Raw genomic sequence first — 13,310 nt, 5'->3', positions numbered from 1 at the left:
CGAACCGAACTCCACGACGCATTCGTCTCTTTGGCCTGCGCTCTGATCTGCTGGAGACGCCTCAAGAAACACCGATCATGATCGTGTTACGAGCTCTTACGCGCGCTTCTACTCTCATCCATGCTGGGCGCATGTGGCTAGGCCATTCATCCAGCCCGATGCCCGCCCCCGGAATGCTGCGCACGGGGTGCCATTCCAGTACCCCCTTGGGGGTGGAATGCCCTTTGTCCACCTCCCGTGCCCAACGCTGCGCAACGAGGTATTCGGCAACGTCGGCAGGGACACGTACCCGAACGCCGGAAGGGACCGGCTTGCCGTCAATGACAAGACCGGTCCCTATCTCAACGTGCTTAGGTGATGCGCTGTCAGCGGAGTTGAACAGTTCTCCCAGTGCCATTACACGGTGATGGTCATCTTGACGACTGCCGCCGCATTGGGTACGGCGATTGCCGCGCGCATGATGGCACGGGCACCGATGCCGTCTTTGAAGAACCCGGCATCCGACGAAGTCTCAAACCTCGCATCCTGCCGAATGATCGCGTAAATCTCCGATGCGTCATAGACGAGAATCGTGTTCGCGTCCACGTACGGGGAGACCTTCACAGGCACGCCGAGGATGCTGCGAGAGACGCCGTCCGTGCCAGAACCAGCACCCGCACTGAGAAGTTGTCGGCCCGTCGTGTCCTTGAGGCCGAGAAGCTGAGCCCAACGCGTCGGATTCATGACGACGACACCCGGAGTCGCAGACACGTCCTCCAACATTCCGAATGCCTCAGCGAACGGCGCAAGATCCTTCGGTTCAGCGGTCAGCGACAGCGTTTGAATTCCGGCCGTGTTGGCGATACCCGCGAACTTGTCGGCGCCCATTGTGCCAGTAAGAGCCTGCTTATCGAAGCCAAGAGCGAGAGTGCGGAGCATACTCTTCGAAATGGCGTTCAGTGAAACACCGTCTGAGTCGTTGACGAACTCACTCGAAAGCATTTCAGACGTGGCGATCTTCATCGGCTTCACAGTCAGCAGACCAGCCGCGAAACCACCTGTCGGCAGGTCTGCAAGCTCACCAACGAAAGCTGGAGCGAAGTCGGAAGCGATCACTGGCGTCCTCCATTCGGATGAACTCGTTGCGACCCGGTTCACGCCGCTGGAAAGCACTACCGAGCTGGGCGCCATAAGGTCAACGAAATGTCTACTGTGATCCGCCGGGTTGAAGCTCCCAGCAGTGCCATCCGAAGTCAGGTTGCGGGACTCCGCAAGCTTTTCATACAGGAGATCACCAGCACTCGCCTTGCGGGCGATAGAAGCCCGATCAGAAGGCGACTTCATGGCAGAAAGAGCGGCCGTTCGCCCAGCGTTGTACGCCTCAAGCTCCGCGCGCTTCTCGTTAAGATCGGCACGCTTCTCGCCATCGGCCCCAGCGTCACGGAGTTCAGCGACAAGCTTTTCAGCACGGTCGCTCTCGGCAAGCACCCTACGAGCAGCGGCGATATCTACGTTGGCCATGTTTCCCCTTTCGAGGGCGCGCGCCGATACCGTCGCGTCGGAATAGGCAGGAGTATGAACGGGACCAAGCTCAATGATGCGCATTGCGGTAACCGTGCGGTGCGGCTTCTCGCCGCCGTAGTCCCAATCTTCAGCGTCAGCGATGAACGTGAACGACGAACCGAAAATGTCGCCGCGCTTCACAAGCTCATGAACGCTGCGCCCTAGTTCCGTGTCCGGAAGGTCAACGTCGTAGCGGATACCGATGGAATCCACGGTCATCGCGAGCGTGCCGGAACGCGTACGCCCAAGGATGTTGTCCGCGTTGTGATTCCATGTGGCTAGGACGTCGTCACCCTCATTGGTCCACGCGTCGGCTGCAATGGACTCGGTGAACGTCCCGATGGCGGCAGTCGAGTTAAATACGACGGCATAGCCGCTGAGCTTTCGAGTGCCGTCCACAGTGATCCGCTGTGGCGCTGCACGCGTCTCGATATCAGGCAAGATAGTTCCGTCCTCATGTGTGGCGGAATATGAGAAGCCCCCTCCCGAGGAGCGACCGAACGCGCCACCACACGCGCAACAGAAGCTCAACCCGGAAGGGGGCTTGAATATGTGCATTGACCTGAGCGGGCTGAAGCGCATCAAGGCCACCGGCACACAGCGGGATCACGGGGCGGGTAATCGTGGTGGACCCGCAGCGAGGCACGTAGGCGCCTCTACCTATATGAAGTGAGTCGGTGACCTGAAGGGAAAGCAGCACGACGCGGCGTCCGGTCGGTGACGTTGCGACGATGGGACGCGGTTTCTGGATTACCTATAGAGTTTCTTATGTGAATTCTGGTTATTGATCACAGCGTCACAACATCACAGAGCCCAGGTCCGAGGGCTGCACCCCGCGCGCTGCGGTGACGATGCATCGGAGCCGTCAGATGCCTGTCTGCGACCCGCTGAGCGCTTCTCCGTCCCCTGGTGACCCGCGCCCCCTCAGAGCTCCGCACACGGGCATACAGAAGCCCCCCGACTCCTCTGTGGAGATCGGGGGGCTTGATCAACCTAGGCGAGCGGGAAGCTACGCGCTCAGTGCTACTTCCTCAGCCAACTTGTGTTCCCGGCGACGCTGCATGGTCTTTCGCGCGCCCTCAAGGACGTCGTCTGGCATCCCGTCCTTGTCTCGCCAGTCCGGCACGAGTCGTTCGGTGATCGGGGTTCGGTCACCCCGAAATTTCGCGGGCAGGAGTGTGACGCTCTTCAGCGCTGCCGACAGAAGCGCGCGCTTCCCTTCCAACCCTTCCGCGTCCCACAGCACGGCCAGCGCTTCGGCGCTCATCAGCGGCGTAAGGTCCGCTTCCTTCTCCAACTCGGCCAACTCGGCTTTCAGGGAGGCGATTTGAGCGCCCAAGTCGTTGCGGAGGGTTTCGTACTGCGTTTCATCCATACCGCCGACGAAGAATTCCTTGTTGAGTCGGATTTCACGGCTTACGGCACTGTCCAGCGCTGCCGAGACTGCCCCCTTACGCGCTTGCTTCTCCGGGTCCTGATAGTTCAGGAAGCGGCGCGCGATATTGATGATGGTCGGGCTTTCCGGGCTCAGCCTCAGCACGTGACTCACCCACAGCGAACCCATGGCGTCATCAATTCGCTCTCGCTGACTAGCGACGCCCTTGCACACGGACGGTCCCTGATTGATGCGCGCCTGGCATCGGTAGTTACGCCCGCCGTTCCCCATAGGTCCCTTGCAGTGCGGGCAGCGGAGAATACCGGTCATGATGGTTGCCGCTTTACGGATACCGCGTGTGCGGTCACCGATAGCCGTTCCTGCCCGGCTTCGCCCGCTGATCAGTTCATTGATCTTGACCCATTCGGCATAGGTGACGACACCTTGACCACAAGTGATTGGATGCCCGTCGTTCCCCATAAGAGGCTCACCACCCCGATACCACTTGTCCAGCGGTTGACCGAATTCATCAGTCGCACGTTCCCGGTTGGGGATGAGTCCAGCCCAGGAAGGCGAGTGGGCAAGGTGAATGATCGTCTGTGCGCGCCATTGCTTCCCCTTGCGGGTGCGGATCTTCTCCTTGTTCAGCGTCTCCGCCACCTCAGCGGGGGTTACGGCGTCAAGCAAGAGTTCGGCTATTCGGCGGGCCGTCGGGTACTCCGCCGCCTTGTGCCGAAGCTTGCCGTCCACGCATTCGAGCCCGTAGGGCGTAACGCCGCCCAGCCACTTGCCCTCAGTTTTGTGCGAGTCCATGCCGTTCTTCGTACGAAGGGAAATGTCTTTCGCTTCGTCGCGCGCTCGCTCACTGAGGATGGCGAACACCATTCGGCTTCCCTTGCTGGAGTCCAGCCCTTCGGTCACGCTCACGATGCGCGCGCCGCGCTTGTCGAACTCGTCGAGCAACAGTCCGACGTGACCCATACCCCGGCGGCTCAACCGGTCCGTCTTCCAGATGTAGAGGGTCTTGGAAAGCCCTGCCTTCACGGCGGAAATGGCTTTGTCGAACTCCTCGCGCTTCACATACGCCTTCGAAGCGCTCTTCTGCTCGAACCACACATGCCGAATGCGCTTCCCTTCGCTGAGCGCCGTCCGGCAGATATCGCGTATGTGGCCACGCAGCGAGGCAAGGTCATCGCTCTTCTTGCTGCGCCTGATGTACGCCTCAGCAAGGTCGGCGGGGTCGCCCGTGGCTACGTCCCAGAGCCCCAGGGCGCGAAGCTCTTCTTCCTCGAAGCCCAGCGCACGCATCGTCGGGAGGTCGTCGCGTTCCATCGGTCCCCTTCAGGGTCGGTGTCACGCTCCTGAAAGGGTGTCGGTGACCTGACGGCCCGTTTCCCCAGGTGGGAGCGGTGTTGGACCGTTGGTTCACAGGTGGGCGTGGATGAACTTCTCGTGGTTCGCCTCCGCGTACGACAACGACGACGTGCCGTACCGGGTCGTGACGCTCGTGCAGATCGCGGGCGTGCTGGTGCTGGCGGCGGGGGTGTCGCGGGCCTTCGACGAGCAGGACTTCCTGGTCGTGTGGCTCGGGTACCTGATCATGCGGCTGGCGATGGCGGCGCAGTGGCTGCGGGCGGCGGTGTCGACGGCCGGCGCGGAGCGGACGGTGGCGCTGCGGTACGCGACGGGGGTGCTGGCGTGCCAGGCGGGGTGGCTGGGGCTGCTCGTGTTCCCCGAGGGCGCGCGGGTGTGGGTGTTCCTCGTGATGGTGGTCGCCGAGCTGGGCGTGCCGGTGTTCGCGGAGCGGGACTCGCGGACCGCGTGGCATCCGCATCACATCGCCGAGCGGTACGGGCTGTTCACGATCATCGTGCTGGGCGAGACGATCGCGGCGGCGACGGTCGCGGTGAAGTCGGCGGTCGACGAGCACGACGCGCTGGGCGAGTTGCTGCCGATCGCCGGGGGCGGGCTGCTGATCGTGTTCGCCGCGTGGTGGATCTACTTCGTGGTGCCCGTCCATGGGCATCTGCGCTCCAACCGGCAGGCGTTCCTGTGGGGTTACGGCCACTACCTCGTCTTCGCCTCGGCCGCCGCGATCGGGGCGGGGCTCGAAGTGGGCGTGGAGCAGGCGGTCGGGAAGGCGCACGTCTCCGCCACGGCGGCAGCGGCGGCCGTGACCGTGCCGACGGCGCTGTATCTGGTGACCGTGTGGGCGTTGCACTCCCGGCACTTCAAGGTGGGGCTCGCGCAGCAGGCGGTGTTGCCGGGGGCGGCGGCGCTGGTGCTGTGCTGCACGTTTCTGGGGCGGTGGGGGGTCCTCGCGGCCGGGGTGGTGGCGGCGCTCACCGTGGTGACGGGGACGGCGTTGACGGCGCGGATGGTGGCTCGGGCAGGGGAGGCGGGGTGAGAGGGAGGACGTCGTGGTGCGGGGCGGCTGCGGGTTCCGGCGGCGGGCGCCGGGTGAAGGGAGACTGGTCGTATGACAGTTGACGCTGTGACGGACGTTGCCGGGATCCGGGTCGGGCATGCCACTCGGGTCGGGGGTGGGTGGTTGACCGGGACGACGGTCGTGCTCGCGCCCGAGGGGGGTGCGGTGGGGGCCGTCGACGTGCGCGGGGGTGGGCCGGGGACGAAGGAGACCGACGCGCTGGACCCCCGGAACGTGGTGCGGCGGGTCGAGGCGGTGGTGCTGACCGGGGGGAGCGCGTACGGGCTCGACTCCGCGTCCGGGGTGATGGGCTGGCTGGAGGAGCGGGGGCGGGGGATCCGGGTGGGGCCCGAGGTGGGGCATGTGGTGCCGGTCGTGCCTGCCGCGTGCGTGTTCGACCTGGGGCGGGGCGGGGATTTCCGGGCGCGGCCCGACGCAGGGATGGGGCGGGAGGCTGTGGAGGCCGCCGCGGCGAGCGACGTCGGGGCGCCGGTCGCCGAGGGGTGTGTCGGGGCGGGTACGGGGGCTGTCGCCGGGGTGTTGAAGGGGGGCGTCGGGACCGCGAGTGTGCGGCTGCCGTCCGGGGGCACGGTGGGGGCGCTGGTCGTGCTCAACGCGGTGGGGTCCGTGGTGGCGCCGGAGAGCGGGGCGTTGTACGGCGAACTGCTGCTGGGGCGGGGGGAGTTGCCGGACCCTCGGGTGCACGAGGCCGCGCGGGCCCGGATGGCCGAGCGCGCTGCCGCGTCCGCCCCTCCGCCGCTCAACACGACGCTGGCCGTCGTCGCCACGGACCTTGCGCTGTCCAAGGCGCAGGCCCAGAAGCTGGCGGGGGTCGCGCATGACGGGATCGCTCGGGCCGTGCGGCCTGTGCATCTGCTGCACGACGGGGACACGGTGTTCGCGCTGGCCACGGGGGACCGAGGGCTGGACGAGGGGGATCCGCTGGCGCTGAACGAGGTGCTGGAGGCGGGGGCGGACGCGGTGACCCGGGCGATCGTGCGGGCCGTGCGGGCGGCGGAGTCCGTGGAGGGGGCGGGGGGTGTGTGGCCTTCGTACCGGGAGTTGTACGGGTGAGGGGCGGCCGGGTGCGGTGGGGTTGTTGGGGTGGGGTGTTGGGGGTGGGGTGGGGTTTTCGTGGTTTGTCTGGGTGGGGGGAACTTCTTGGGGTGGGGGTGCGTTTTACCGGGCATACGTTTTGCCGTTCGCCGGGCGTGGTGTCCGGGCGAGGGGCTACCGTATGCACCCACAAGGTGACATGCAGCAACGCCGGGAGAAACCTTGAGCGTTCCGTACGAGATGGCGGCGTACGAACCATTTGAGTCGCCGGAGTCTCCGGAGGAGCACCTCGCGCGGCTCCTCGGGCGGGCCCTGAACTCCTTCGAGCTCGCCGACGAGGTCCTGAGGCAGCTCGACTGCGCGCTGGCGCACGACAGTTCGCTGCACTCCGCACACCACAGCGCGGGGCTGCACCGGGAGACGTACCGGCACACGTGGCTGCTCGCGGACGGCGCGGCGCTCACGCTGTGGGAGCTGGTGCACAACGTCACGGCCGGCGGGGAGTCGCAGCACGAGGTGTACGCCGAGCCGGAGGAGTTGCGGGAGGCGATCTCGCGGCTGCCGTTACCCCTGGACTCGCCGGAGTTCGAGCTGCCGGTGTTCGTGCAGCCGGCGCCCATGCCGGTGCCTCGGCACATGTACGTGCGAGGGGATTCCGCCGATCACGTACGGCGGTTGCTGCGGCGGGCGGAGAACTCCGACCGGCCGGGGCCGGAGTTGGCGCGGCGGGTGTCCGCGGCGTCGGCGTACGAGATCACCCAGGCGTTCGGGCGGCCCTGCCGGGCGGGGCGGGCGGGCATCGGGTTCGCGCTGTACGAGCACGCGTTCCTGCTGGCCGACGGGGAGGAGGTGTCGCTGTGGGAGGTGGAGCACACGCTGACGCCGGACGGGCGGCACATGTGTGAGGTGTACGCGTCGGAGGAGGAGGCGCGGGCGGGTATGGAGCGGCGGGCCGCGCAGCTGTCGTAGGGCCAAGCGATAGGGCCAAGTCGTAGGGCCGAGGGGGTTGTTCAGCGGTCGTCCGCCAGGCGGCGTACGAGGGTGGCGAAGGCGTGCTCCTCGGCCGGTGTGAGGGGGGCCGATTCCGCCGCGGGGCCTGTGCGGCGCTGGCGCGGGAGCGCGGGGAGGCCGTCGGGGCGGCGGACCAGCGGGGTGGTGCGCAGGAGGGGGCCGTACGGCTGGTGCGGGCGGGGGCGGCGGAGGGTGCGGGTCAGGACGGTCAGCCAGGCGAGGGCCGCGAGCGTCAGGGCGGTGAGGGCGGCCACTTGGGGCAGGGAGAGGTTCGCGGGCATGGGAACCAGTAGACACCACGAATCGTTACCTTTGTGGCGGATCGTGATGGATCTCGCAGGGCTCGTGGGGGGTATTGAATGCGCGTGTGGGGCTTGGGAGTTGCGAAGGGCGCGTGGGGTGTCCGGGGGGCGTGCGGGGTGGTGCGGGCCGGGTTCGGGTGGGCGGGCCGCCGGGGGAAAGCCTCGGCCGCGGCCCGATTCGGAGGGGGCGCGGCCGAGGAGCGGGGGTCAGGCGGCTATCGGCTGCTTGCGGTCGGTGGACTGCGGGAGCGGCTCGCCGGGCTGCGGGGCCGTGGGGGCCGGCTTGCGCAGGCCCTTCAGGAGGATCACCAGGGTGGTGGTGACGCCCACGCCCGCCGCCAGGGCGATCAGGTAGAGGAAGGGGTTGCCGATCAGGGGGACCACGAAGATGCCGCCGTGCGGGGCGCGCAGGGTGGCGTCGAAGGCCATCGACAGGGCGCCGGTGACCGCGCCGCCCGCCATCGACGCGGGGATGACGCGCAGGGGGTCGGCCGCCGCGAACGGGATCGCGCCCTCGGAGATGAACGACGCGCCCAGGACCCAGGCGGCCTTGCCGTTCTCGCGTTCCGTCTCCGTGAAGAGCTTCGCGCGGACCGTCGTCGCGAGGGCCATCGCCAGCGGCGGGACCATGCCGGCGGCCATCACCGCGGCCATGACCTTCATCGCCGAGTCGCTCGGGTCGGTGACGGCGATGCCGGCCGTGGCGAAGGTGTACGCGACCTTGTTGACGGGCCCGCCGAGGTCGAAGCACATCATCAGGCCGAGGAGGGCGCCCAGCAGGATCGCGTTGGAGCCGGTGAGGCCGTTCAGCCAGTCGGTCATGCCCTTCTGCGCGGACGCGATCGGCTTGCCGATCACCACGAACATCAGGAACCCGACGATGGCCGTGGAGATCAGCGGGATCACCACCACCGGCATGATGCCGCGCAGCGCCGTGGGGATCTTCACGCGCTGGATGCCGAGCACCACGCCGCCCGCGAGGAGGCCCGCGGCGAGGCCGCCGAGGAAGCCGGCGTTGATGGTGGAGGCGATCATGCCGCCGACGAAGCCGGGGACCAGGCCGGGGCGGTCCGCCATGCCGTACGCGATGTACCCCGCGAGGACCGGGACCAGGAAGCCGAAGGAGACGGCGCCGATCTGGAACAGCAGCGCCGCCCAGCTGTCGGCCTGGGTCCACAGGAAGTGGTCCATCACCGACGGCGCCTTGTTGATCTTGTAGCCGCCGATCGCGAAGCCGAGGGCGATCAGGAGGCCGCCCGCCGCGACGAAGGGGACCATGTAACTCACGCCGGACATCAGCCACTTGCGCAGCTTCGTGCCGTAGCCCTCCGTGGAGTCGCCCGCGCGCTCCACCGGGGTGGGGGCCGAGCCCGTCGTCACCACTCCCCTGGCCGCCTTGTCCCTGACCTCGGCGATCAGCTCCGACGGGCGGTTGATGCCGGCCTTCACGCCGACGTCGACCGTCGGCTTGCCGGCGAAGCGGTCCTTGTCGCGGACCGGGACGTCGTGCGCGAAGATCACGCCGTCCGCGTCCGCGATGAGCCGCGGGTCGAGGCGGGTGAATCCGGCGGAGCCCTGCGTCTCGACGGTCAGCTGTACGCCCGCCTCGCGGGCCGCGTTCTCCAGGGACTCGGCGGCCATGTAGGTGTGGGCGATGCCGGTGGGGCAGGAGGTGACGGCGACGATGCGGAAGGGGCGCTCCGGCTCCGGCGCCTCGGGGGCGGCGGGCGCGGGCTGCTCTGCCGCTGCGGCACCGGTGGAGGCCGCCACCGGTGCCGCAGCGGAGTCTTCGTCGGCGGCCAGGTCCTGCGGGGACCGGTCGCCGCGGATCAGGGCCGCCGCCGTCTCCGGGTCGCTCACCGCGCGCAGCGCGTCCGTGAACTCGGTGTTCATCAGCTGGCGGGCCAGCGCGGAGAGGATCGTGAGGTGGGCGTCGTCCGCGCCCGCCGGGGCGGCGATCAGGAAGATCAGGTCGGCGGGGCCGTCGGGGGCGCCGAAGTCGATGCCGGGGGTGGCCCGGCCGAAGGCCAGGGTCGGCTGCGTGACGTGGGCGCTGCGGCAGTGCGGGATGCCGATGCCGCCGTCCAGGCCGGTCGGCATCTGCGCCTCCCGCGCGGCGACGTCCGCGAGGAAGCCGTCCAGGTCGGTCACGCGGCCCTGGGTCACCATGCGGACGGCGAGAGATCGCGCCGCCGCTTCCTTGCTCTCGGCGGACAGGTCGAGGTCGACCAGGTCCGCGGTGATCATGTCGCTCATCGCGGGCTCCTTCGCACGCGTATCGCCGGTGGGGCGGGGGTGGAGTCGGGGAGGGGGGTGGCGAGGACCGCGGCGGTTAACGACGGGCTCTGCCGCGTGGGGGTGCGGGCGGGGGGCGGGTGGGGTGCGGTGGGGTGGGCTTGTGGGGTCATGACGTCGGTTCCCTCAGTTCGCGGTCCATGGGGATCGTCGACGTCAGGGTCACCGCCGCGGGGTTCAGGTCGGACGGGGTGGGCATGACGCTGCCCGGGAGCTGGACCGCCGCCGCGCCGTGGGCGACCGCGGAGGCGAGGGCCTCGGCGCCGGTGCCGCCGGCGATCAGGAAACCGGCCAGGGAGGAGTCGCCGGCTCCCACGTTGCTGCGGACCGTCGTGACCCGGGAGGCCGCGAAGTACGTGCCCGTCGCGTCCAGGAGGAGCTGGCCGTCCGCGCCCAGGCTCGCCAGGACCGCTCGGGCGCCCAGGTCGCGGAGTTGTTCCGCCGCCTTCAGGGCGTCGCCGATCGTCCGCAGGGGGCGGCCCACCGCCTCGGAGAGTTCCTCGGCGTTCGGCTTGACCACGTCGGGGCCCGCGCGGAGGGCCTCCAGGAGGGCCGGGCCCGAGGTGTCCAGGGCGATGCGGGCGCCCGCCTCGTGGGCCCGGGTGACCAGCTCGGCGTACCAGGACGGGGCCAGGCCCCTCGGGAGGCTGCCGCAGCAGGCGATCCAGGCCGCGTGGGCCGAGTGCTCGCGGACCGTCTCCAGGAGGAGTTCCTGTTCGGCGGGCGAGAGTTCGGGGCCGGGCGCGTTGATCTTCGTGAGGACGCCGTCCGACTCCGCGAGCGCGATGTTGGAACGGGTCGCGCCGGCCACGGGTACGGGGGCGACCTCGATGCCCTGCGCGTCGAGGAGGTCCGCGACGAGGGCGCCGGGGGCGCCGCCGAGGGGCAGGACCGCGACCGTACGGCGTCCCGCCGCCGCGACCGCGCGCGAGACGTTGACGCCCTTGCCGCCCGGGTCCATGCGTTCGCCGGTGGCGCGGATGACCTCGCCCCGGTCGAGGGAGGGCACCTCGTAGGTGCGGTCGAGGGACGGGTTGGGGGTGACGGTGAGGATCATGCCGCTCTCGCCGGTCGTACGGACGGTGTCGGTGTCGGTGGTGGGGTGGAGGGCGGGGGTGGCTCTCACGTCGTACGTGGCTCCCGCGCCGTACGTCGTCCCCGCGGTGTCCCTCTCCTCGCTGGTGGTCATGCCCTCACCACCTCCGTCCCCGCGGCCTCGATCTCCGCCGTCTCCGCGTCGCCCAGGCCCTGGTCCGTGATCAGGAGGTCCACGTCCGTGAGGTCGCCGAAGCGGGCGAAGTGTTCCTGGGCGTGTTTGGCGGAGTCGGCGAGGAGGACGACCCGGCGGGCGGCGGCGACGGCCGCGCGCTTGACCGCGGATTCCGCGAGGTCGGGGGTGGTGAGGCCGTGCGCCGGGGAGAAGCCGTTCGCGGCGACGAAGAGGACGTCGGCGCGGATCTCGCCGTACGCCCGCAGGGCCCACGCGTCGACGGCGGCCCGCGTGCGGTGGCGGACCCGGCCGCCGACCAGGTGGAGCTGGATGCCGGGGTGGTCCGCGAGGCGCGCGGCGATGGGGAGGCTGTGGGTGACGACCGTGAGCGTGGCGTCGAGGGGGATCGCGGCGGCGAGGCGGGCGACCGTCGTCCCCGCGTCGAGGATCAGCGTGCCGTCGGCGGGGAGTTCGGCGAGGGCCGCCTTCGCGATGCGGTCCTTCTCGTCGGCGGAGGTGTACTCGCGTTCCGCCAGGTCCGGTTCGAAGTCCAGGCGGCCCACCGGTATCGCGCCGCCGTGCACCCTGCGGACGAGGCCGGCGCGGTCCAGGGACTTGAGGTCCCTGCGGATCGTCTCCGCGGTGACCTGGAACTCCTCGGCGAGCGAGATGACGTCCACCCGGCCGCCGTCACGGGCGAGGCGCAGGATCTCCTGCTGCCGTTCCGGTGCGTACATCGCTTCGCCTCCGAGGGGTTCCGTACCACGTCCGACCATGTCCGCTTGATGCCCGAACTTGTGGTTTCGCTGGGAGGCTACGCCCAGATTTCCGGAAAGTAAACAGGTTCGGACTTCAATCGGGCATGATCGGGCGTCGGGGTTTTCGGTCGGTTCCGGTCTAGGTCAGGTGCTGGCCTAGACGTGCGGCATCCTTCCGGGCATGACCACTGACACGCCCGCGCGGCTGCTTCAGCTGTTGTCGTTGCTCCAGACGCCCCGGGAGTGGCCGGGGGGTGAGCTGGCCGAGCGGCTCGGGGTGTCCCGGCGGACCGTTCGGCGGGACATCGACCGGCTGCGGGAGCTGGGGTATCCCGTGCAGGCCACCATGGGGGCCGACGGGGGGTACCGGCTCGTCGCCGGGAAGGCGATGCCGCCGCTCGTGCTCGACGACGAGGAGGCCGTCGCCATCGCCGTGGGGTTGCGGGCGGGGGCCGGGCACGCGGTCGCCGGGGTCGACGAGGCGTCCGTGCGGGCGCTGGCGAAGCTGGAGCAGGTGTTGCCGGCTCGGTTGCGGCGGCGGGTGGCCACGTTGCAGGCGGCGACCGCGCCGCTGACCAGTGGGGGCGGGGAGCGGATTCCGCCCGAGACCCTCACCGCCATCGCCTCCGCCGTCGCCGGGACCGAGCGGCTGCGGTTCGCCTACAGCGCGCGGGACGGGGTGGGCAGCCGGCGGCTCGTCGAGCCGTATCGGCTCGTGTCCACCGGGCAGCGGTGGTATCTCGTCGCGTACGACCTCGACCGGGGGGACTGGCGGACGTTCCGCGTCGACCGGGTGAGTGAGCCGTTCGCCACCGGCGCGCGGTTCGCTCCGCGGGAGTTGCCGGAGGGGGGCGCGGTGGAGCTGGTGCGCCGGGCGCTCTCCGGGCGGCGGGACACGTACGAGTTCTCGGTCGTCTTCGCCGGGAGCGCGGAGGAGGTCGGGGCCCGGGTGCCGGGGTGGATGGGGGCCGTGGTGGGAGAGGTGGACGGGGGGTGCCGGGTACGGGGGGCCATCGGGGGGCCTGTGGAGTGGCTCGCCGTGCATCTGGCGTTGGTGGGGGTGGAGTTCGTGGTGGAGGGGCCGGAGGAATTGGGGCGGTGCGTACGGGAGTTGGGCGAGCGGTTGGGGAGGGCTGGTGGGGTGGGGGCGGGTTGATGTGGCTGGGGGTGAGTGGGCGGGGTGTCGTGGGTGCGGGTCGTGGGTGGGGGCGGGGCCGGGGTGTAAGGGCTGTGGCAGAATCTGGGGTTTGGGTGGGCCACCCCGGGGTTCAGGTTCGGGGTGGCTCGCCCTTCTTGGTGGGCAGAGAAGAGCCGGGCTCCGGCACCCGGGGGG

The 13,310-nt window shown here is 69.4% G+C and carries 9 protein-coding genes and 1 pseudogene; 4 read left to right on the top strand and 6 right to left on the bottom strand.

Going from position 1 to position 13,310, the window contains the following annotated elements; genetic code table 11:
- Window positions 1–396: 396 nt before the first annotated feature.
- Window positions 397–1,983 carry a phage major capsid protein gene (locus PV682_RS29555; RefSeq protein WP_319734845.1) on the bottom strand — a complete coding sequence of 529 codons (1,587 nt, stop codon included), beginning with the start codon at window positions 1,981–1,983 and terminating at the stop codon, window positions 397–399.
- A gap of 568 nt (window positions 1,984–2,551) precedes the next feature.
- Window positions 2,552–4,249 carry a recombinase family protein gene (locus PV682_RS29550; RefSeq protein WP_319734844.1) on the bottom strand — a complete coding sequence of 566 codons (1,698 nt, stop codon included), beginning with the start codon at window positions 4,247–4,249 and terminating at the stop codon, window positions 2,552–2,554.
- A 100-nt stretch (window positions 4,250–4,349) separates the two neighbouring features.
- Here PV682_RS29550 and PV682_RS29545 point away from each other — a divergent pair.
- The 3 genes and pseudogenes from PV682_RS29545 to PV682_RS29535 all read left to right on the top strand — a co-directional run.
- Window positions 4,350–5,324: pseudogene (locus PV682_RS29545) on the top strand (low temperature requirement protein A); the annotation flags it as partial.
- 72 nt (window positions 5,325–5,396) lie between these two features.
- Entirely contained in the window at window positions 5,397–6,419 is a 1,023-nt protein-coding gene (locus PV682_RS29540; protein ID WP_319734843.1) for a P1 family peptidase, read from the top strand.
- Between the two features lie 204 nt (window positions 6,420–6,623).
- Window positions 6,624–7,370 carry a DUF6227 family protein gene (locus PV682_RS29535; protein ID WP_319734842.1) on the top strand — a complete coding sequence of 249 codons (747 nt, stop codon included), beginning with the start codon at window positions 6,624–6,626 and terminating at the stop codon, window positions 7,368–7,370.
- Window positions 7,371–7,411: 41 nt separating this feature from the next.
- Here PV682_RS29535 and PV682_RS29530 read toward each other — a convergent pair whose 3' ends face one another.
- From PV682_RS29530 to PV682_RS29515, 4 genes are all read right to left on the bottom strand, one after another.
- Window positions 7,412–7,693 carry a hypothetical protein gene (locus tag PV682_RS29530; protein WP_109365170.1) on the bottom strand — a complete coding sequence of 94 codons (282 nt, stop codon included), beginning with the start codon at window positions 7,691–7,693 and terminating at the stop codon, window positions 7,412–7,414.
- A gap of 228 nt (window positions 7,694–7,921) precedes the next feature.
- The gene (locus PV682_RS29525; RefSeq protein WP_319734841.1) at window positions 7,922–9,970 is read right to left on the bottom strand and encodes a PTS fructose transporter subunit IIABC; all 2,049 of its coding nucleotides are present in this window, start codon (window positions 9,968–9,970) and stop codon (window positions 7,922–7,924) included.
- Window positions 9,971–10,118: 148 nt separating this feature from the next.
- Entirely contained in the window at window positions 10,119–11,066 is a 948-nt protein-coding gene (gene pfkB, locus PV682_RS29520) for a 1-phosphofructokinase (protein ID WP_319734850.1), read from the bottom strand.
- Window positions 11,067–11,194: 128 nt separating this feature from the next.
- Window positions 11,195–11,956 (bottom strand): DeoR/GlpR family DNA-binding transcription regulator, encoded by a 762-nt coding sequence (locus PV682_RS29515; RefSeq protein WP_319734840.1) that lies wholly within the window; start codon window positions 11,954–11,956, stop codon window positions 11,195–11,197.
- Window positions 11,957–12,158: 202 nt separating this feature from the next.
- Here PV682_RS29515 and PV682_RS29510 point away from each other — a divergent pair, with 202 nt between their 5' ends.
- Window positions 12,159–13,133 carry a helix-turn-helix transcriptional regulator gene (locus tag PV682_RS29510; RefSeq protein ID WP_319734839.1) on the top strand — a complete coding sequence of 325 codons (975 nt, stop codon included), beginning with the start codon at window positions 12,159–12,161 and terminating at the stop codon, window positions 13,131–13,133.
- Window positions 13,134–13,310: the final 177 nt, after the last annotated feature.

It is taken from the genome of Streptomyces niveiscabiei (assembly GCF_033794345.1).
Classification (GTDB): domain Bacteria; phylum Actinomycetota; class Actinomycetes; order Streptomycetales; family Streptomycetaceae; genus Streptomyces; species Streptomyces niveiscabiei.
Note: the sequence above shows the minus strand (reverse complement) of the source record. Positions and strands in the feature narration are given on the sequence as shown.